An 18,334-nucleotide genomic window follows, 5' to 3' on the forward strand; every position below is an offset into this window, starting at 1 on the left:
TCCGATCGGACAGCAGGATCGCCCGAACCCGCGACGCGCCTGGCCTCCCCCCGGCCAGGCGCGTCGTATGTTTGGGAAGCAGGCTTGACTCATTTTGTTAGTTAGCTATCTAACTAAAATGACTCGAGCCAATCTCCGTCGCGACGTCGCCCGCACCATGCCCCAGGTGAGCAGGGGCTGGCGCCAGCTTGCGGACGCCGCGCTGGCCGAGTTCCGTGTATCCAATTCGATGGGCTGGTGCCTGATTCACCTCCACCGCCTCGGCCCCGAGGCCCGACAGACCGATCTGGCGCAGGAGATCGGGATCACCGGCCCCTCCACCGTCGCCGTGCTCAACCAGCTCGAGCAGGCCGCATTGGTGGAACGCGTGCCCAATCCCGAGGACAAGCGCTCGAACCGGCTGGTCCTGACCGAGGCGGGCGCCGCGCTGGTCGACAAGATCGAGAGCCGCTTCGCCCAGCTACGGCGCGAATTGTTCGACGGCGTGCCCGAAGAAGAGATCGCGACGATGCTCCGCCTGCTCGAGCTGCTCGGCGAGCGGATCGCGGAGCGCCGGGGCTGAGCCATGGGCCAGAAGTTCGGCGTCCCCACCGCGCTGTTCGCGGTCAAATGCTACATCGCGGCGATGCTCGCGCTGTATATCTCGCTGAGCATCGGGCTTGAGCGACCCTATTGGGCCTTCCTCACTTCGTTCATCGTCGCCCAGCCGCTGGCCGGCGCAGTGATCTCCAAGGCGCTGTTCCGGCTGGTCGGCACCTTTATCGGCGGCGCCGCCGCGGTGGCGATGGTGCCGCCCCTGGTCAATGCGCCTGAGCTGCTCACGCTTGCGATTGCGAGCTGGCTGGCGCTGTGCGTGTTCGTCTCGCTGCTCGACCGCACTCCGCGCGCGTACATGTTCGTGCTCGCCGGCTACAGCGCCTGCATCATCGCGCTGCCGAGCGTCGACGCGCCGGGCGATATCTTCACCGTAGCGATCCTGCGCGTGCAGGAGATCGGCATCGGCATCCTGTGTAGCAGCCTGATCCACGGCGTGGTGATGCCGGGATCGATCACCCGGCTGCTGCTGTCGCGGGTCGACGCAATCCTGGGGGATGCCGAACGCTGGTCGCGCGACGCGATCGCCCCCGAGCCGGTTCCCGAACTCGAAGCCGAGCGCCGCCGGCTGGCGCTCGACGTGACCGAGCTGCACCAGCTCTCGATCCACCTGCCCTTCGATCCCTCGCGCCTGGCCCCGCGCGTCCGCACCGTGCGGGCACTGCAGGACCAGCTCTCGATGCTGTTGCCGCTCGGCGCGGCAGTGCAGGACCGGCTGGAGACCTATCAGAGCGCCGGCGGCAGCGTCTCGCCCGAGGTCACCGCGCTGATCGACGATGCCCGCGCCTGGCTGGCGGCGCCGGAAACCGACCGGGCCGAACGCAACGCAAGCGCCGAGGCGCTGATCGCACGATGCGCGGCTCTCGAGCCCGAAGCCGGCCCCGAAAGCAGCTGGACCGACATGTTGCGTCTGAGCCTGCTCGCCCGGCTCGCCGCGCTCATCGCCGTGCACCGCGACTGCCGCGACCTGCGCGAGCAGTTGATCACCCATAGCCGCCAGCCCGTGACCCCGCGCGTCGCCGAGCTGCTCGGCGGCCGCCGCAACCGCGAGCTGCACCGCGACTATGCCGGCGCGGCGCGCGGCGCGTTCGGCGCGTTCATCACGATCCTCCTCGGATGCGCCTTGTGGATCGGCAGCGGCTGGGCCGACGGCTCTACCGCAGTGATGCTGGCCGGCGTGTTCCTCGCGCTGTTCTGTGCCTTCGACAATGCGCTGGCGCCGCTCAAGGCCTTCATGATCGGCACGCTGATCGCCACCGGGCTCGGCGCGATTTACGGTTTCGCGATCCTGCCGATGCTCGACGGCTTCTGGATGCTCGCCTTCGCCCTGGCGCCGGTGCTGCTGGTCGGCGGTGCGTTGATGTCCTCGCCGCGCTATGGCGGTATCGCGCTGCCGGCGATGATGGGCATGGGCAGCCCGGCGCTGCTCGCCGCCAGCTACAGCAGCGATTTCGCCAGCTACGTTAATGGCTCGATCGCCCAGCTGGTCGGCACCTGGTTCGCGATCGTGATGACGGCGCTGATGCAGGCTGCCGGCGCGCACCATGCGATCCGCCGGACGATCCGCGCCGGCTGGGCCGACATCGCCCAGCGCGCCAATCTGATGCGCGCGCCCGACATGCGCGGCTGGATCAACCGGATGCTCGACCGGATCGGATTGCTTGCCCCGCGCCTGGCGGCGATCGGCGAGGACAGCGGCCGCCCGCTCTACGACGCGCTGCGCGACCTGCGCACCGGCGTCGCGATCGGCGAGCTGCGCCAGCTCCGCCTCGATCTGCCCGCCGGCCATGGCACCGCCCTGACCAGCGTGCTCGCCGGCGTCGCCGACTATTATCGCAGCCTCGACCCCGACAGGCCGCCTCCGTCCGATCCTGCCCTGCTCGCGCAGATCGACACTGCCATCGCCGCGATGGCGGACTATCCGCGGCCCGACTTCCGCCGAGAGGGCACGCTCGGCCTCGTCAGCCTGCGCCGCAACCTTTTCCCTGAAGCAGCCAGCTACCGGAGGGCCGCATGACCGGCGAAGTCTCGCTCGACGGCGTCTATCTGCCGACGCTGTTCGTCCTCGCGCTCGGCGCACTCGCGCTGAGCTTCGTACTCACCCGGTTGATCGGCGCCTTCGGGCTCTACCGATTCGTCGCCTATCGCGCGCTCGTCGACCTCAGCCTGTTCGTGCTGAGCCTCGGCCTGCTCGCCTGTCTCGTCCCGCTGTTTGGATTGCGTCTATGAAGAACCTCGCCCTCCCGCTTGCGCGCAGCGCTGCAACCCTCGTCATCGTCGCCGCCGCGATCGCCGTGGCGATATGGATGTGGAACCATTATGAGCGCAGCCCCTGGACGCGTGACGGGCGGGTGCGCGCCGATGTCGTCCGGGTGACGCCCGATATCGGCGGGCTGGTCACCTCGGTCGCGGTGCACGACAACCAGCCGGTCAAGGCTGGCGACCTGCTCTTCGTCATCGACACCCCCCGCTATGCACTGGCGCTGGAGCAGGCCAACGCCAAGGTCACCAGCGCACGCGCCACGCTGAGCCAGGCCCGGCGCACCGCCCGGCGCGACTTTGCGCTGGGCGACCTGGTCGCCGCCGAGACGCGCGAACAGGATGGGGCTGCCGTCTCGACAGCCCAGGCCGCACTCGCCCAGGCGATCAGCGCCCGTGATGCCGCAGCGCTCGACCTCAAGCGCACCCGCATCCATGCCTCGGTCAACGGCGTCGTCACCAATCTCGACCTGCATCCGGGCGACTATGTCGCAGCGGGCAAGCAGGCGATGGCGCTGGTCGACCGCGACAGCCTGCGGATCGAAGGCTATTTCGAGGAGACCAAGCTCGCGCTGGTCTGCATCGGTGCGCCGGTGCAGGTGCGGCTGATGGGCGAGAGCACCGACCTGACCGGCCATGTCGACAGCGTCGCCTATGGCATCAACGATTCCACCCGCAGCGACAGCGGCAACCTGCTGCCGACCGTCCAGCCCACCTTTTCCTGGGTGCGCCTCGCCCAGCGCATCCCGGTGCGCGTGCGGCTCGACAAGGTGCCGGCGGACATGCGGCTGATCGCCGGGCGCACGGCGACGGTTACGATCCAGCCTGCCAGCACCGATGGCAAGCAGCCGGTGGCCTGCAGCCATGCATAAGCCCCTCGCCGCATCGCTGATCGCGCTGGTCCTTGCCGGCTGCGCCACTGCCGGGCCGGACTATCATCCGCCCGAAACCTCGGCCGCCACGGCGCCTGCCGCCACCGGCCCCTTCCTGTCGGCCACCGGCCCCGGGGTCGACGGCGCCGCGCCGCTGCCCGATCACTGGTGGCGGCTCTACCAGGACCCGCAGCTTGACGGGCTGATCGAGCAGGCGCTGTCCGCCAATACCGATCTGCGGGTCGCCCAGGCCAACCTCGTGCGGGCTGAAGCAGTGCTGCGCGAAGCCGATGCGGGGCGCGACATCACCACCAGCATCAGCGGCGGCGCGACGCTTTCCCGCCCCTCCGCCACCGGCACGCCCCTGCCGGGCAGTGTCGCCTATGATTTCGGAATCAGCGCAGCCTACCCGATCGATCTCAACGGCCGGCTTCGCCGTGCAATCGAGGCGGGCCAGGCCGATGTGCAGGCGGTCGAGGCCGCGCGCGACTATGTCCGCGTGAGCGTCGCCGCCGCAACCGCGCGAGCCTATGGCCAAGTATGCGCCGCCAACTACCTGCTTGGCGTCAACCGCAAGGTGGTCGCGCTCCAGCGCGACACGCTGATCGCCACGCAGCGTTTGTTCCGTGGCGGTCGCGGCACCGCCTTCGATGTCAGCCGGGCGCAGCTGGCGGTCCAGACCAGCGAGGCGGCGCTGCCCGCCTTCGAGGGCCAGCGCCAATCGGCGCTCTACCTGCTCGCCACCCTGCTCGGAAAGCCGCCCGCGGACTATCCCCGTGAAGTCGCCGACTGCGCTGCCCTGCCCGCCCTGCGCACGCCCTTGCCGACCGGCGACGGCGCAGCGCTGATCCGGCGCCGGCCCGATATCCGCCAGGCAGAGCGCCTGATCGCCGGCGATACCGCGCGCATCGGAGTCGCCACTGCCGCGCTGTATCCGCAGGTCAGCATCGGCGGCTCGCTGGGGCTGTCGGGGCCGCTCAAGGACATCGGCGGCGGCACTGCCTTCGGGTTCAGCCTGGGGCCGCTGCTCAGCTGGTCCTTCCCCAACCGGCCGGTGGTCAAGGCACGGATCGCCCAGGCCGATGCGCAGGTGCAGGCCGATATTGCCGCATTCGACGGCAGCGTGCTCGAGGCGCTGCGCCAGACCGAGACGGCGCTGGAGACCTATCGCCGCGATGCGCAAAAGGCCGATGCGCTGGCCAAGGCCAGCGGCAGCGCCGCGCTATCCGCAGCGCAGGCCGGCAAGCTGTTTCGCTTCGGTCGCGGCGATTTCCTGTCGCTGCTCGACGCGCAGCGCAGCTATGCGAGCGCCGAAGTCTCCAGCGCAGCGGCACGCGCGCAGCTGCTCGACGACCAGCTTGCGATTTTCCTCAGCCTTGGCGGCGGGTGGGAGCAGTCCGAAGGCGCCACCACCGGCGGGAAATGACCGCACGGGCGACATCCGAGGCAGGGCGCAGGCCGGCTAGCGGCCTACGGCGTTGCTATCGGATTCAGTATCTTAAAGCCGAATCCGAAGATCCGGCTGGCTGGGGCGGCAGGATTCGAACCTGCGAATGACGGTACCAAAAACCGTTGCCTTACCACTTGGCGACGCCCCAGCAGAGCGGGCGCTTATACGGGCTTAGATCAGCCGTTCAACCCAGCCGTGCGGGTCTTCCGCCGTGCCGCGCTGGATGCCGCCGAGCTCGGCGCGGAGCTTCTCCGTCACGATGCCCGGACCGCCATTGCCGATCATGAACTCATAGCCGTTGCCGCGCACCTTGCCGATCGGCGTGAGCACCGCCGCCGTGCCGCAGGCGAACGCCTCGCGCAGCTTGCCGCTCTCGGCATCGGCCTTCCACTGATCGATCGAATAGCGCTCCTCGCGCACCGTGATCCCTTGGTCGCGCGCCAGCGTGAGCAGCGAATCGCGGGTGATTCCGGGCAGGATCGTGCCGCCCAGCGGCGGCGTGATGATCGAGCCGTCGTCCATCACGAACATCACGTTCATGCCGCCCAGCTCCTCGACATAGCGGTTCTCGACCGCATCGAGGAACACCACCTGGTCGCAGCCCTGGCCGATCGCTTCCTTCTGCGCGATCAGGCTTGCGGCATAGTTGCCGCCGCACTTGGCAGCGCCCGTGCCGCCCGGCGCCGCGCGCGTGTAATGCTCCGAGACCCAGAGCGTGACCGACGGCGCACCGCCCTTGAAATAGGCGCCCGCCGGCGAGGCGATCACCATATAGAGATATTCGCTGGCCGGCTTCACGCCCAGGAACACCTCGCTGGCGAACATGAAGGGGCGCAGGTAGAGCGAGCCGCCCTCGATCTCCGGGATCCACTTCTCGTCGACCTTCACCAGCTCGCGGATCGACTGGAGGAACAGCTCGTCGGGCAGCGGCGCCATCGCCATGCGCTCGGCGGATTCGCGGAAACGACGGGCATTCTCGTCGGCGCGGAACAAAGTGACGCTGCCATCGGGGGTGCGATAGGCCTTGAGCCCCTCGAAGATCTCCTGCGCATAGTGGAGCACGGCCATCGCGGGATCGACCTGGATCGGCCCGCGCGGCTGGACCTTGGCGTCGTGCCAGCCTTTCTCGACCGAATATTTGATCACTACCATATGGTCGGTGAACACCTTGCCGAAGCCCGGATTGGCGAGGAGCGCGGCGCGATCGGTGTCGCTGACCGGATTGGTGTGCGCTTCGAACTCGAAATCCAGGATCGTGGTGTCGTCCATCATACTCTTCCCGACTCTAGCCTTGACTGGCTTGCAGCGGGTTAGGCGCGGTGGCAGAATGCGTCAACATGGCTGCCCCAATTCCTGCCTCCCCACTATTCCTGCGCGAGCCCGAGATCCGGCGCGGAGTCGAATTGCTCTATTTCGGGTATGCGCATCTGACCCGCTCGATCGATGCCGGGCTGGCCGAACAGGGGCTGGGCCGCGCCCATCACCGCGCGCTCTACTTCATCGCGCGCAAGCCCGACCTGACGGTGAGCGAGCTGCTGGCGATCCTCTCGATCACCAAGCAATCGCTCGGCCGCGTGCTGACCGAACTGGGCGATCGCGGCTTCGTCGAGACGCGCACCGGCGAGAAGGACCGGCGCCAGCGCCTGCTCCGCCTCACCCCCGCCGGCGCCAAGCTCGAAGGCGAGCTGTTCGACGCGCTGCGCGAGAAGATGGCCAATGCCTATTCGAGCGCCGGCCAGGGCGCGGTGGGCGGCTTCTGGGCGGTGCTCGAGGGGCTGGTGCCCGAGAGCGAGAAGCAGGTGGTGGCGGCGCTGGGGCGGTAGGCTCCCCTTAATTCGTCACCCCGGCCTTGTGCCGGGGTCCACCAAGCCTCTTGTTTAAACCGAAGAGCCTCCTGCCCCATTGCTCGCCTCCCGGTGGACCCCGGCACAAGGCCGGGGTGACGGGGTTTAGAAACGCGGGTGGGACTCAACGTCCGTCAGAGCCGAATCGACAGCTCCACCTCATCGGTGAACGGCATCGACATGTACCCATTCGCGACATCGCCCACCCGCTCCAGATATTCCGGGCAGTAATCGGCATTGTCGGCGATCAGGATCGCGCCGGGGCGCAACCGGCTCTCCACCCGGTCGAGAATGTCCGAATAGAGCGCCTTGGCGCCATCGAGCAGCAGCAGGTCGATATGCTCGGGCAGGTCGCGTGCCAGCGTCTCCAGCGCATCGCCCTCGCGGAACTCGACCAGGTCGGCCAGGCCGCCTTCGGCCAGGTTCGCCTTGGCCTTGCTGAGCTTGGCAGGCTCGAACTCGCTGGTGATCAGCCGGCCGCCGCCATTGTCGCGCAGGCCCGCCGCCAGATGGAGCGTCGACAGGCCGAACGACGTGCCGAACTCGACGATCGAGCGCGCTTTGGTGGCGCGCACCAGCATGTAGAGCAGCTTGCCGACCTCGGGCGAGACCGGCAGTGCGAACTCGGCGAGCCGCGCATAGAAGCTGCGATAGTCGGTCTTGCTCATCATCATCGCGCGGTGGTCTTCGGCGGTGGTGCCTGCAAAGGCCGGGCTCTGTGCCGGCGGATTGGCATCGACCTCGGCGAACAGGCGCGCGAGCAGGGGCGCCACGGGAGCGCTCGAAAGCGTCGTCATTTTGGGTTTCTCCATGTGGAGGCAGGGGCTTGCCTGCCGTCCCGGAAAATACGACTAATTCGTCAGCTTTGACTATTCGCATTGGCCGGATGCCTGCATGACCGATCGCCGAACCACCCGCGTCGCCTCGCGGAAAAGCCCCAAACAGGCCCGCGCACAGCAGCTCGTCGAGGCGGTGCTCGACGCCGCTGTTCAGGTTTTGATGAAGGAAGGCGCGCAGCGTTTCACCACCGCCCGCGTCGCCGAGCGCGCCGGGGTGAGCGTCGGCTCGCTCTACCAATATTTCCCCAACAAGGCGGCGATCCTGTTCCGCCTGCAGAGCGACGAATGGCGGCGCACCTCGGCGCTGCTGCGCGGCATCCTGGAAGACCGCGCCACCCCGCCCCTCGCCCGGCTGCGCCGCCTGGTTTACGCCTTCATCCAGTCCGAATGCGAGGAAGCCGCGGTGCGCACCGCGCTGAGCGACGCCGCCCCACTCTATCGCGACGCGCCCGAGGCAGTGGAAGCCAAGGGCGAAAGCGCGGGAATCTTCCGGGCATTCCTAGCCGAGGCCTTGCCCAGCGTGGACGAAGCGAAGCGGATGCTGGCCGGCGACCTGATCAAGACCACGTTGCGCGAAGTGGGCAGCAACTTCTCCGAGAAGCCGCGCGAGGCGGAGGAGATTGTGGCGTATTCGGAAGCGGTGGCGGATATGCTGTGTGCGTATCTGGAGAGATTGGGAAAGAAATAGGCCCCTCCCCTTCAGGGGAGGGGTTGGGGTGGGGCCTATCCGCCGGTGCCGGTCTCGGCGAGACCTCCCCCACCCCTTGCCCCTCCCCTGAAGGTGAGGGGTTTGATGCACCTCACGCCACCTTGAACCCTTCCTTGTTCATCGTCAGCGTCAGCGCCTTGTTCTTCTCGTCGCTCAGCCGTTCGCGGAGCATCGGGAAGAGGCGCATTTCCTCCTCGGCCATATGCTCCTCGATCGCGGCGCGGAACTCGCGGAGCTTGGCGATCCAGTCGGGCGAGGCGGTGGGCATGTTCTCCAGTTCGTAGAGATATTGCTTCACATAGCCGTGCTCCTTGGTGAGCTCGTCGGCGCTCTCGCGCTGGCCGGCCTCGCGCAGCGCCGGATAGATGACATTCTCCTCCTCCACCGCATGCTTCATCAGCGCATGCTTGAGATGCGCGAGCAGCAGGTTGCGCTTCGTCGTGGAGCGCTCGTCGGTCGCTTCGATCTGGTCGAACACCTTGCGCACCGCTTCATGCTCGGTAGCGAGCGCCTCGTCCCAATTGCCGGCGAGCATGCTCGGCGCCTGCACCGCCGCCTTGCGCCCGAGCAGCGCCAGCACGCCCAGCGCCATGCCGCCCGCGGCAGCGCCGGCGATCACGCCGAGATTATGGGTGGTGCTCGTCCGCTTCGATCCGGTGAAGCGGCCCTTGCTGTCGCGGGTAGCAGTGGTGGTCGTCATGGCCTCGACTCCATTGTTGCGCTGTCGGCGCATCAACGGAACAGGCCGGCGGGCGTTCCGGGACGAAGCATTCGCACCTTCTCTGTTCCCCGGCGAAAGCCGGGGCCCAGGGTTTCTCTGCCGTCTCGCTCTGTTACCCTGGGCCCCGGCTTTCGCCGGGGAACCTGCAAGGGCTAGCCGCGCGCCTCCGCGGCCATTTCGGCGTTGCGCCGCGCCGACGCCGTGAGCGTGGCAAGCATCAGCTGCTTCAGCGCATCGTCCGCATCGAGCACGTCGAGCCCCTTCCGGGTCGAGCCGCCCGGGCTGGCCACCCGATCCGCCAGCACCGCCGGCGAGACGTCCGCCGCCGCGGCGAGCAGGCCCGAGCCCTCGACCGTGGCGATGGCGAGCCGCTGCGCCTGATCCTCGGGCAGGCCGAGCGCCGAGCCCGCGGCCGCGAGCGCATCGATGAAGCGATAGACGAAGCCGGGGCCGCAGCCTTCGAGCGCAGTGACCACGTCGAACAGCTTCTCGTCGGCGATCCACTCGACCAGGCCGAGCGGGCGCATCAGCGCCTCGGCCGGATAGCTGTGCGGCCCGTGCAGCGCGACCACGCCCTTGCCGATCGCGACCGGCAGGTTGGGCATGGCGCGGACGATCATCTCCGCCTCGAACCGCGACGCGAGCGTGGCGGTTTCGACCCCGGCGAGGATCGAGATAAGCAGCTTCACCCCGGCGATGCGGGCGCCATGCGCCTGCGCGATCAGATCGAGCTGCTGCGGCTTCATGCCGAGCATCACGGCGTCAGGCAGCGGACCTTCGGGGAATTCGCGGCCCTGGCGCACGCCGTCGGGAAGTTCGCGATCCTGGCGGTTGACGACGAAGACCTCGCGGGGATCGATCGTCCCCGCATCGATCCAGCGGCGGAGCATCGCGCCCGCCATGTTGCCGCAGCCGACCAGCCAGATGCTGGCCGGTGGGATCGGCTTCACGCTTCGCCCTGCGTTTCGATCAGCGCCGAGGCCATTGCGTCCTGCGGGGTCTTGCCGCCCCACAGCACGAACTGGAAGACGGGGTAGAAGCGCTCGCACTCGTCGATCGCGCTTTCCACCAGCAGCTCGGCCTGGGCCAGGCTCAGCGTCGGCTCCTCGCCGTCGATCAGCGCGGCGTGGCGGAACAGCAGGATGCCGCTCTGCGACCAGAGCTCGAAATGGCCGATCCACAGCTGCTCGTTGACCAGCCCAATCGTCTCATAGACCGCCATGCGGCGCTCGTCGGCGACGCGGATATCGGGGAACGCCAGGAACTGGAGAACGCCGTCGTCCTCACGCCAGATCGCGCGCAGCTCGTACTCGGTCCAGCTTCCCTTGACCTTTGCCACGATCTCGTCGTCGTCACGGCTGTGGGTCCAGCCATGCGCAGCGAAATAGCTTTCGAGCATGTCGATAGGGGCTGCGTCGTCGCGGTCGAATTCCGCTTCGTCGAGCATCAGTTTCTCCACTGGGGCCGGATTGCTTGGCCAGAATCTGCCAACCGCATCGGGCCCGCACAAGCGCGGGGTTCGCAACCCTGCGCAAAACCTGTGGACAAGGTGTTTATGCTTGCCCTGCCGGCTTTTTAGGCGATTTCGGTGCCTTGGGGGCAGCTGCCGGCCTGGCCGCTCCGCCCAGCTGTGCCTCGAGCGCGGCGAGGCGCGCCTTGAGCGCGTCATTCTCGTCGCGCGCGGCCACCGCCATCGCCTTCACGGCCTCGAATTCCTCGCGGCTGACGAAGTCGACGCCGCCGATCCATTCGCGGGCGCGCTCGCGCGCGGCGCTCTCGGTTTCGCGGGCGACGCCGGCCAGCGTGCCAGCCGCGCCGTTCACGAGCTTCACGAAATCGTCGAACAGGCGGTTGTCGGTCTGCATTTCGAGTTTCCTTACGCGATCACTTGATCTGTATTTCGTCAGCCGGACGCGCGGATACAAGGCTTCCCGCGTTCGGATTGAGCTGGTGGATCTGATAGAGAAGATAGCCGGCAAAGCCGATCCAGGCCAGATAGGGGATCAGCAGCACCGCCGCGAAGGTGCGGATGCGGGCGAACAGGATGAAGGTGATCAGCGCCAGCACGAACAGCGCGCCGATGATCGCCAGCGCCGGCACCACCTGGTGCATGCCGAAGAACACCGGCGACCAGACCAGGTTGACCACCATCTGCACCGCGAAGACGACGAGCGCGGGGCCGCGCAATGTCGATCCGCGCGCGTTGATGATCATCGCCAGCGCCAGGCCCATCAGCACGTAGAGCACGCTCCACGCCGCGGGGAACACCCATTCCTGGGGCATGATCTCGGGCTTCACCAGCCGGGCGAACCAGGGATTGGCATTGCCCGACGGGGCCAGGCGCGCGGAAGTGAAGCCGAGCAGCAGGATGAACGGCACCGTCACCACGGCCCATCGCAGATAGGCGAGCCTCAGCTGCCCCTTCGATGCGATTTCCCTCACTACCCACGACCTCCGAAATTCCTTGGGCGAAAGGGCTATGTTGCAGCGCGCCGAAACGCAAGCTCTGCCATATGGGGTGTCCACAGCTTCCGTATCAGCCGCGCGTCGCCCCGATCAGGAATTCGACATTGCCCTCGGGCCCGGTGATCGGGCTGGTGGTGATGCCGTGCACGCTCCAGCCCTGCGCGGCGACCCATTCGGCGACTTCGCGGCAGACGCGTTCGTGCACTGCGGCATCGCGCACCACCCCGCCCTTGCCCACTTCGTCGCGCCCGGCCTCGAACTGCGGCTTGATCAGCGCCGCCAGCCGCGCACCGGGCTTCGCGAAGCGGAACGGCACCTCGAGCACCTTGGCGAGGCCGATGAAGCTGGCGTCGCAGACGATCATGTCGACCGGCTCCGGGATATGCGCCTCGGTCAGGATGCGGGCGCTGGTCTGCTCATGGACGATCACCCGCAGATCCTGGCGCAGCTTCCAGGCGAGCTGGTTGGTGCCGCTGTCCACCGCATAGACGCGCGCGGCGCCGTTGCTCAGCAGCACGTCGGTGAAGCCGCCGGTCGAGGAGCCGACGTCGATGGCCACCACGCCGGTCACGTCCCAGCCGAAATGTTCGAGCGCATGCGCCAGCTTGATCCCGCCGCGCGAGACCCAGGGATGATCGCGCCCCTTCACGTCGAGCTGTGTTTCCTCGGGCAGTTGCTGGCCCGGCTTCTCGACCTTGCGGTCGCCGGCGAAGACGAGGCCCGCCATGATCAGCGCCTGGGCGCGGGTGCGGCTTTCGGCGAGACCGCGGTCCACGAGCATCTGATCAGCGCGCTGCTTGGGCATGCCGCTCCCTTAGGGTCGATCCGCTTCGGTTGCAAAGCCGCGCGCCTTGGAACCCACGCTGGTGCAGAACAGGTGAAACGGGGGGAGAATGGCCATGACGCCGAGCCAGAATTGCATCGCGCTCGTCCAGCAGTTCGAAGGCTGCGCAAGGAAGCAGCCCGACGGCAGCTTCGCCGCCTATCCCGATCCCGGCACCGGCGGGGCGCCCTGGACGATCGGCTGGGGCTCGACCGGGCCGGGAATCAATCCCGGGCTGGTATGGACCCAGGCGCAGTGCGATGCCCGGCTCGAGCAGGACGTGACCAGCTTCGCCGCGCAGGTCTCCACCGCGATCGGCGACGCGCCGACCAGCCAGAACCAGTTCGATGCGATGGTCGACTTCGCCTATAATCTGGGCATCGCCAATCTGGAGGGCAGCACGCTGCTGCGGCTCCACAAGGCCGGCAACTATGCCGGCGCCGCCGCGCAGTTCCCGCTGTGGGACCGGGCCGCAGGCAAGGTGCTTCCCGGCCTGCAGAAGCGCCGCGCGGCGGAGCAGGCGCTCTACGCCAGGGGCTGAGAAACGGGCTGCCGCAGCCGGCCTTCGGCCCGGCGCAATCCCCATTGCCTACTAAAAAGATGGGAATAAATTCGACGCTCCGGCCTGCCCTCCCCTGGAGCGCAAAGTGATGAGCATCTTCTCTCCCCTCGACGACCATTCGCCGATCGTCCTCACCGTTCCCGGGCTGGGCGGCTCGGGCCCTTCGCACTGGCAGACTTTGTGGGAGGATTCCCGCCCCGACACCAGCCGGGTGGAGCTGGGCATGTGGAACACGCCGCATCGCAACGCCTGGGTGACGCGGCTGGACCAGGCGATCCGCGGCGCGCAGGCACCGGTGGTGCTCGCCGCGCACAGCCTGGGCTGTCTCGCCGTCGCCTGGTGGGCCGCGCTTTCGCCGCAGCCGTTCGGCTGGCCGGTGGCGGGTGCTCTGCTCGTCGCCCCGGCCGATGTCGACCGGCCGGAAGTGAAGCCCGAACTGGCCGGCTTCGCGCCGGTGCCGTCGAAGCCGCTGCCCTTCCCCTCGATCACCGTGGCGAGCCAGGACGATCCGTGGATCAGCCTCGATCGCGCCCGCGAGCTGGCCAAGAGCTGGGGCAGCTTCTTCGTCGATGCGGGGCCCCAGGGGCATCTCAACGCCGCCAGCGGCATCGGCTGGTGGCACGAGGGGCAGGCGCTGCTCGACCGCGTGCTCGACGCCGCATCGGACCGCACCGGGCGCGTCCGCTCGGCTGCCGACGCCCGTTCGCTGCTGGCGATCAACGCCACCGAGGCCGCGCAGCGCCACTATCTCGGTCGGCATGCGTGATTTCTGCCGTGCGCCCCGCCCCAATCGGCGCACGGCTCTGGTAACTGCCCGTAAATTCCTTACATAGGAAATGCGGGCGTGGCCGGGTGGCGTACCCTAGAGCGTCACCCGGCCTACCCGCGCCTTTTCCGGCATCCTCGCTTCCGCAAGCCGCCCGGCGCCGCTAGACCCGCGCCATGGATCGCCGAGACCTGCTCGCCGCCGCCGGCCTGACCGGCCCGCTGCTTCCCCTCGCCGCCCGGGCAGCCGCTGCGCCGCCTGCCGGCCCCGCCAAGCCCGATGCGAGCTTCCCGCTCTGGCCGGGCGACGCGCCCGGGCTGCTCGATCCGAATTTCCGGGACCATGTCGTGGTCCGCAATCCCGATCCCGCCTTCCCCGATCGCGCGATGGACCATATCCTCACGCCGCGGCTCGACGTGTTCCGCGCGAAGAAGCCGAACGGCGCGGCGATGCTGATCACCCCCGGCGGCGGCTATGCCCGCGTCGTGGTCGACAAGGAGGGCTATGAGCTGGGCACCTGGCTCGCCGAACGCGGGATCACTGCCTTCGTGCTGTTCTACCGCCTGCCTGGCGACCCGTGGAAGGACGCGAGCAACGTCGCGCTTGCCGATGCGCAGCGCGCGATGCGGCTGATCCGGCACCAGGCCGCCAAATGGCAGGTCGACCCGGCCCGCGTCGGCGCGATGGGCTTCTCTGCAGGCGGGCATCTCTGCGCCGACCTCGCTACGCGCTTCGATCGCAAGGTCTATGCGCCGGTGGACGCCGCCGACGCGCTCGACCCCCGGCCGATGCTCGCGGCACCGATCTATCCGGTCGTCTCGATGGACCCGGCCTTCGCCCATATGGGGTCGCGCACCCAGCTGATCGGCAAGGACGCCGATGCCGCCACCGCCGCCGAGCATTCGCCCGAGCGCCAGGTCGGCCCGCATACCCCGCCCTGCTTCCTCTGCCATGCCGAGGACGATGCGACGGTACCCGTCCAGAACACGCTCGCGCTCCGCGCCGCGCTCAAGGCAGCCAAGGTGCCGGTGGAGACGCATCTGTTCGAGGTCGGCGGCCATGGCTTTGGCTGGGGCCGGCTCACCCAGGGCAAGCCGGCGCATGCCTGGCCCGAGCTGTTCCTCGCCTGGGCCAGGGGGCACGGCCTGCTCGGCTGATCGCATCCGCACCGAAATGCAGCGGATGTTATGTTGTATCTTTAACCGGCTTGCCCTATATTGCCGCTCATGTCGGTGAGTCTCCCGCTAGCCCGTTTCTGGGCCGGTATCGATACGCGTCTCGATCGCATTGCGATGGGGATCAGTGGCCTGTGCCTGGTCCACTGCATCACGACCACCGTCCTGCTCACCGTCATCTCCTCGGCCGGCAGCCTGCTCAACCCGGCGATCCACGAGGTCGGCCTGGTCCTGGCGATCGGTATGGGCGGCTTCGCGCTGACCCGCGGCGTGATGAGCCACGGCTATATGGCCCCGGCGATCGTCGGCGCCTTCGGCCTGGGCATCATGGCCGGCGCGCTCTCGCTGCCGCATGGCGATTTCGAGATCTTCTGGACGCTGGTGGGCGTGAGCCTGGTCGCGCTCGGCCATGATCTGAACCGTCGGGCGACCTACTGAATCTTGCCGCGCGGCCCCCGCGGGCCTACATGATCCGCATGCACGCGCACGATCATCATGAGCATCACGGCAACGACCTGACCAAGGTCGCGCAGAGCACGCTGGAGAAGTCCGGCGAACAATGGACGGCGATGCGCGAGCGCGTGTTCGAGGCGCTGGCAGGCTTCGACAAGCCGGCTTCCGCCTATGACATCGCCGAGGCGGTCTCCAAGGCCGAGGGCCGCCGAGTCGCCGCCAACAGCGTCTATCGCATCCTCGACCTGTTCGTCGGCTCGAACCTGGCACGCCGCGTCGAGAGCGCGAACGCCTATATGGCAAACACGCATCCGGACTGCCTGCACGACTGCATCTTCCTGGTGTGCGACAGCTGCGGCCAGACCACGCATATCGACGACGATTCGATCACCAAGACGGTGCGCGCCGCGGCCAAGGGCACCGGCTTCTCGCCCGAGCGGCCGGTGATCGAAGTGCGCGGCAAGTGCGCCGATTGCGACTGAGCGCGGCCTGACTTTCGCCAAGAAGTTCACTGACCACCCTTGCCGCTGACAAGGGAGGGTTGGATGCGTGCTGGACGACGGTGGCTTGCGGCGCTCGCCGGATTTCTCGCCTTCGCGTTCCCGCCCGCCACCGCGCAGCCGCGCCACCCGCTCACCCTGGACGACGTGCTGGATGTCCAGCGCATCGATCAGGCAGTGCTGTCGCCCGACGGCAACTGGATCGCGGCGATCGTCCAGCGCCCGGCGCGGGCGGGCGAAGTCTATGGCCGGCTACCCTATGAGACCGATCCCACGCGCAGCGATCTCTGGCTGATCGATACCCGCACCGGTGCCCGCCGGGCGATCACCAATGGCGCGGCGCAGGCCGCCGGCTATTGGTGCGCCAGTTGGTCGCCCGACAACCGCCACCTCGCGCTGCTCTCCACCCAGCCCGCCAGGGGCGAACCGCACGGCGGCGACAATGTCCGCCTCCATGTTTGGGACCGGGCCACCGGCGCGATGACGCGGATGGGCGATACACCGGTGATGAGCCAGACCCGCTATGGCGGCGCGCTCGACAAGCTCGACCTGCGCGGCGGGGCAATCAAGCGCGCCAGGGCGCATGCCTGCCAGCTGGAAGAGGACAATGCGCCCTTCCTCTGGCTCGACGCGCACCGCCTGCTCGTCGCCACGCTGCCCCCGGGCCAGGTGTCGGGCGTGCTCGATCAATATGGCCGCCCCTATGCCGAAGCGGCGCGCACCGCCGCCCGGCTGCGCGCCGGCACCGAGCCGACCGTGATGGCGATGGGCAGCGGTGCCGCCCGCCTGCCGCGCGACGACGCCAGCCATGCGATCCTGCGCATCGTCGACGTCACCACCCGCCGCGCCCAGACGATCGGCACCGTCCCCACCTATCCCTTCCGCAGCGCGCTCACCCTCTCCGTGTCGCCAGACGGCAAGCGCCTGGCGGTGATGGCCACGCTCGGCGCGCTCCAGCCGGAGGCGGGAAAGACGCTGCCCAACAACACCGACGACAATTGGACGGTCGAGCGCCGCCTGGGCTTTCTCGACCTGGCGCCCAACAGCGCCGTCCGCTGGGTGATGGCCTCGCCCAGGGCACGCCACCCGGTCCAGATGCTCGATTGGACCGAGGATGGCGGCATCGCCTACACCGCGCGCAGCTCTCCCTTCGAGGAAAAGGCCCTCCGCTTCATCGCTTCTCCCAATGGCGGCGCGTACGCGCCCGAAGGCCCGGCGCCCGCCCCCGTCGAGCGCAACATCGCGATGCCGCCGCACGGTACGTTGCTCGACGACCGGCCCGATCTCGACACGGTGCTGTGGAGCGAGACCAGCCGCGCCGGGTTGGTCCTCCACCTATCCCGCGCTTCCACCAATACGACTCGCGACCTCCTTGTCCTCGACACGCATCTCGCCGCGGTCGATTGGGGCGAGACCCGGCTGATCGACTATGCCAGCACGCGCGGCGAACCGCTCAAGGCCGCGGCAATCCTCCCGCCCGGCTACCGCGCCGGGCAGCGCTATCCGGTGCTGGTCTGGGTCTATGGCGGCTATATGGTCCGCGACCTCGACCACGACTTCATGACCGACGTCTTCATGCCGGGCATCTACAACCTCCATCTCTATGCTGCGCGCGGCTATGTCGTGCTGGTGCCGTCGATGCCGCTGGGCAACCGCCGCGAGGATGCCAACAGCTACACCCGCATAGGGGACGGCGTGATGCCGGCGATCGACAGGCTGGCCGCGCTCGGCATCGCCGATCCGGATCGCGTCGGCGTCTTCGGCCAGAGCTTCGGTGGCTACAGCGTCCTCGCCCTGCTCACCCAGAGCGACCGCTTCAAGGCTGGGGTGGCGATGGCGGGGCTCAGCGACATTGCCAGCCTCTACGGCGAGATGGATCCGGGCGCGGCCGGCTATCCCGGCATCGCGCATGAGAAGAGCGACAATTGGGCCGAGCTCGACACCACCGGCCGCACCGCACCGCCCTGGCAGGATCCGGCGGGCTATGCCGCAGTCTCGCCGCTCAGCCATGTCGACCGCGTCACCACGCCATTGCTGCTCGTGCACGGCGATCTCGACATGCGGGGCGCGCCCTCGCAGGCCGAGCGATTCTTCTATGCGCTCTATGCCCAGGGCAAGACCGCGAAGCTTCTGCGCTATGGCGGCGAGAGCCACAGCCTCACCCAGTCGCCGGCCAATATCCGCAGCATCTTCGCGGAGACGAATGCCTGGTTCGACGCCTATGTCCGCCTCCGGCAAAGCCGCCCCTGATCGCGGCTGCACCGAAAATCCACAACGCTAAGGTTCGACTTCGCGAGATCG

The 18,334-nt window shown here is 68.2% G+C and carries 21 protein-coding genes and 1 tRNA gene; 13 read left to right on the top strand and 9 right to left on the bottom strand.

The window, feature by feature from the left end:
• Positions 1-118 precede the first annotated feature (118 nt).
• The 5 genes from P6144_RS11320 to P6144_RS11340 are packed head-to-tail and all read left to right on the top strand — an operon-like array spanning position 119 to position 5,151.
• Complete coding sequence (locus P6144_RS11320; protein WP_277767866.1) at positions 119-562, top strand: MarR family transcriptional regulator; 444 nt, start codon at positions 119-121, stop codon at positions 560-562.
• A gap of 3 nt (positions 563-565) precedes the next feature.
• Positions 566-2,611, top strand: coding sequence for an FUSC family protein (locus P6144_RS11325; RefSeq protein WP_277767867.1), 2,046 nt, complete (start codon positions 566-568; stop codon positions 2,609-2,611).
• The gene (locus P6144_RS11330) at positions 2,608-2,823 is read left to right on the top strand and encodes a DUF1656 domain-containing protein (RefSeq protein WP_277767868.1); all 216 of its coding nucleotides are present in this window, start codon (positions 2,608-2,610) and stop codon (positions 2,821-2,823) included. Before P6144_RS11325 ends, P6144_RS11330 begins: the two co-directional genes overlap by 4 nt.
• A complete protein-coding gene (locus tag P6144_RS11335) occupies positions 2,820-3,725 on the top strand; it encodes an efflux RND transporter periplasmic adaptor subunit (protein ID WP_277767869.1) in 906 nt (301 codons plus the stop codon). The genes P6144_RS11330 and P6144_RS11335 overlap by 4 nt, the downstream gene beginning before the upstream one ends.
• Positions 3,718-5,151 carry an efflux transporter outer membrane subunit gene (locus tag P6144_RS11340; RefSeq protein WP_277767870.1) on the top strand — a complete coding sequence of 478 codons (1,434 nt, stop codon included), beginning with the start codon at positions 3,718-3,720 and terminating at the stop codon, positions 5,149-5,151. The genes P6144_RS11335 and P6144_RS11340 overlap by 8 nt, the downstream gene beginning before the upstream one ends.
• Positions 5,152-5,248: 97 nt before the next feature.
• Here P6144_RS11340 and P6144_RS11345 read toward each other — a convergent pair.
• Together P6144_RS11345 and P6144_RS11350 are read right to left on the bottom strand one after the other, a co-directional pair.
• Positions 5,249-5,323 (bottom strand) — tRNA-Gln (locus tag P6144_RS11345).
• Positions 5,324-5,346: 23 nt separating this feature from the next.
• On the bottom strand, positions 5,347-6,444 hold the full coding sequence (locus tag P6144_RS11350) for a branched-chain amino acid aminotransferase (protein ID WP_277767961.1): 1,098 nt from the start codon (positions 6,442-6,444) through the stop codon (positions 5,347-5,349).
• A 68-nt stretch (positions 6,445-6,512) separates the two neighbouring features.
• Here P6144_RS11350 and P6144_RS11355 point away from each other — a divergent pair, with 68 nt between their 5' ends.
• Positions 6,513-6,998, top strand: a complete 486-nt coding sequence (locus P6144_RS11355; RefSeq protein ID WP_277767871.1) for a MarR family transcriptional regulator — start codon at positions 6,513-6,515, stop codon at positions 6,996-6,998.
• A 155-nt stretch (positions 6,999-7,153) separates the two neighbouring features.
• On the opposite strand, the gene P6144_RS11360 is transcribed toward P6144_RS11355, so the two are convergent.
• Positions 7,154-7,816, bottom strand: coding sequence for an O-methyltransferase (locus tag P6144_RS11360; protein ID WP_277767872.1), 663 nt, complete (start codon positions 7,814-7,816; stop codon positions 7,154-7,156).
• Between the two features lie 97 nt (positions 7,817-7,913).
• Between P6144_RS11360 and P6144_RS11365 the strand changes: the two genes are divergently transcribed.
• Entirely contained in the window at positions 7,914-8,546 is a 633-nt protein-coding gene (locus P6144_RS11365; RefSeq protein WP_277767873.1) for a TetR family transcriptional regulator, read from the top strand.
• Between the two features lie 112 nt (positions 8,547-8,658).
• On the opposite strand, the gene P6144_RS11370 is transcribed toward P6144_RS11365, so the two are convergent.
• The 6 genes from P6144_RS11370 to P6144_RS11395 form a co-directional block, all read right to left on the bottom strand.
• The gene (locus tag P6144_RS11370) at positions 8,659-9,267 is read right to left on the bottom strand and encodes a hemerythrin domain-containing protein (RefSeq protein ID WP_277767874.1); all 609 of its coding nucleotides are present in this window, start codon (positions 9,265-9,267) and stop codon (positions 8,659-8,661) included.
• A 173-nt stretch (positions 9,268-9,440) separates the two neighbouring features.
• On the bottom strand, positions 9,441-10,229 hold the full coding sequence (locus P6144_RS11375; protein ID WP_347275765.1) for a pyrroline-5-carboxylate reductase dimerization domain-containing protein: 789 nt from the start codon (positions 10,227-10,229) through the stop codon (positions 9,441-9,443).
• Positions 10,230-10,234: 5 nt separating this feature from the next.
• On the bottom strand, positions 10,235-10,735 hold the full coding sequence (locus tag P6144_RS11380; RefSeq protein WP_277767875.1) for a YbjN domain-containing protein: 501 nt from the start codon (positions 10,733-10,735) through the stop codon (positions 10,235-10,237).
• Between the two features lie 106 nt (positions 10,736-10,841).
• Complete coding sequence (locus tag P6144_RS11385) at positions 10,842-11,153, bottom strand: accessory factor UbiK family protein (protein ID WP_277767876.1); 312 nt, start codon at positions 11,151-11,153, stop codon at positions 10,842-10,844.
• Positions 11,154-11,172: 19 nt separating this feature from the next.
• Positions 11,173-11,730 carry a TspO/MBR family protein gene (locus tag P6144_RS11390; protein ID WP_277767877.1) on the bottom strand — a complete coding sequence of 186 codons (558 nt, stop codon included), beginning with the start codon at positions 11,728-11,730 and terminating at the stop codon, positions 11,173-11,175.
• 94 nt (positions 11,731-11,824) lie between these two features.
• Positions 11,825-12,559 carry a TlyA family RNA methyltransferase gene (locus P6144_RS11395; RefSeq protein ID WP_277767878.1) on the bottom strand — a complete coding sequence of 245 codons (735 nt, stop codon included), beginning with the start codon at positions 12,557-12,559 and terminating at the stop codon, positions 11,825-11,827.
• Between the two features lie 94 nt (positions 12,560-12,653).
• On the opposite strand from P6144_RS11395, the gene P6144_RS11400 reads away from it, so the two are divergent.
• From P6144_RS11400 to P6144_RS11425, 6 genes are all read left to right on the top strand, one after another.
• Positions 12,654-13,118 carry a lysozyme gene (locus tag P6144_RS11400; protein ID WP_277767879.1) on the top strand — a complete coding sequence of 155 codons (465 nt, stop codon included), beginning with the start codon at positions 12,654-12,656 and terminating at the stop codon, positions 13,116-13,118.
• A 109-nt stretch (positions 13,119-13,227) separates the two neighbouring features.
• The gene (locus P6144_RS11405) at positions 13,228-13,905 is read left to right on the top strand and encodes an alpha/beta hydrolase (protein WP_277767880.1); all 678 of its coding nucleotides are present in this window, start codon (positions 13,228-13,230) and stop codon (positions 13,903-13,905) included.
• Between the two features lie 176 nt (positions 13,906-14,081).
• Complete coding sequence (locus P6144_RS11410) at positions 14,082-15,062, top strand: alpha/beta hydrolase (RefSeq protein WP_277767881.1); 981 nt, start codon at positions 14,082-14,084, stop codon at positions 15,060-15,062.
• A gap of 69 nt (positions 15,063-15,131) precedes the next feature.
• Positions 15,132-15,518, top strand: a complete 387-nt coding sequence (locus P6144_RS11415; RefSeq protein ID WP_277767882.1) for a MerC domain-containing protein — start codon at positions 15,132-15,134, stop codon at positions 15,516-15,518.
• Between the two features lie 38 nt (positions 15,519-15,556).
• Positions 15,557-16,015 (top strand): transcriptional repressor, encoded by a 459-nt coding sequence (locus P6144_RS11420; RefSeq protein ID WP_277767963.1) that lies wholly within the window; start codon positions 15,557-15,559, stop codon positions 16,013-16,015.
• Between the two features lie 63 nt (positions 16,016-16,078).
• On the top strand, positions 16,079-18,283 hold the full coding sequence (locus tag P6144_RS11425) for a prolyl oligopeptidase family serine peptidase (protein ID WP_277767883.1): 2,205 nt from the start codon (positions 16,079-16,081) through the stop codon (positions 18,281-18,283).
• Positions 18,284-18,334 lie beyond the last annotated feature (51 nt).

The sequence above is a fragment of the Sphingomonas sp. HITSZ_GF genome (assembly GCF_029543155.1).
Lineage (GTDB): Bacteria > Pseudomonadota > Alphaproteobacteria > Sphingomonadales > Sphingomonadaceae > Sphingomonas.

Bases quoted from the DNA above. Each gene is read 5' to 3' on its own strand.
- P6144_RS11320 (WP_277767866.1), top strand. From the start codon at position 119: ATGACTCGAGCCAATCTCCGTCGCGACGTCGCCCGCACCATGCCCCAG.
- P6144_RS11325 (WP_277767867.1), top strand. From the start codon at position 566: ATGGGCCAGAAGTTCGGCGTCCCCACCGCGCTGTTCGCGGTCAAATGC.
- P6144_RS11330 (WP_277767868.1), top strand. From the start codon at position 2,608: ATGACCGGCGAAGTCTCGCTCGACGGCGTCTATCTGCCGACGCTGTTC.
- P6144_RS11335 (WP_277767869.1), top strand. From the start codon at position 2,820: ATGAAGAACCTCGCCCTCCCGCTTGCGCGCAGCGCTGCAACCCTCGTC.
- P6144_RS11340 (WP_277767870.1), top strand. From the start codon at position 3,718: ATGCATAAGCCCCTCGCCGCATCGCTGATCGCGCTGGTCCTTGCCGGC.
- P6144_RS11350 (WP_277767961.1), bottom strand. From the start codon at position 6,444: ATGGACGACACCACGATCCTGGATTTCGAGTTCGAAGCGCACACCAAT.
- P6144_RS11355 (WP_277767871.1), top strand. From the start codon at position 6,513: ATGGCTGCCCCAATTCCTGCCTCCCCACTATTCCTGCGCGAGCCCGAG.
- P6144_RS11360 (WP_277767872.1), bottom strand. From the start codon at position 7,816: ATGACGACGCTTTCGAGCGCTCCCGTGGCGCCCCTGCTCGCGCGCCTG.
- P6144_RS11365 (WP_277767873.1), top strand. From the start codon at position 7,914: ATGACCGATCGCCGAACCACCCGCGTCGCCTCGCGGAAAAGCCCCAAA.
- P6144_RS11370 (WP_277767874.1), bottom strand. From the start codon at position 9,267: ATGACGACCACCACTGCTACCCGCGACAGCAAGGGCCGCTTCACCGGA.
- P6144_RS11380 (WP_277767875.1), bottom strand. From the start codon at position 10,735: ATGCTCGACGAAGCGGAATTCGACCGCGACGACGCAGCCCCTATCGAC.
- P6144_RS11385 (WP_277767876.1), bottom strand. From the start codon at position 11,153: ATGCAGACCGACAACCGCCTGTTCGACGATTTCGTGAAGCTCGTGAAC.
- P6144_RS11395 (WP_277767878.1), bottom strand. From the start codon at position 12,559: ATGCCCAAGCAGCGCGCTGATCAGATGCTCGTGGACCGCGGTCTCGCC.
- P6144_RS11400 (WP_277767879.1), top strand. From the start codon at position 12,654: ATGACGCCGAGCCAGAATTGCATCGCGCTCGTCCAGCAGTTCGAAGGC.
- P6144_RS11405 (WP_277767880.1), top strand. From the start codon at position 13,228: ATGAGCATCTTCTCTCCCCTCGACGACCATTCGCCGATCGTCCTCACC.
- P6144_RS11410 (WP_277767881.1), top strand. From the start codon at position 14,082: ATGGATCGCCGAGACCTGCTCGCCGCCGCCGGCCTGACCGGCCCGCTG.
- P6144_RS11415 (WP_277767882.1), top strand. From the start codon at position 15,132: ATGTCGGTGAGTCTCCCGCTAGCCCGTTTCTGGGCCGGTATCGATACG.
- P6144_RS11420 (WP_277767963.1), top strand. From the start codon at position 15,557: ATGCACGCGCACGATCATCATGAGCATCACGGCAACGACCTGACCAAG.
- P6144_RS11425 (WP_277767883.1), top strand. From the start codon at position 16,079: ATGCGTGCTGGACGACGGTGGCTTGCGGCGCTCGCCGGATTTCTCGCC.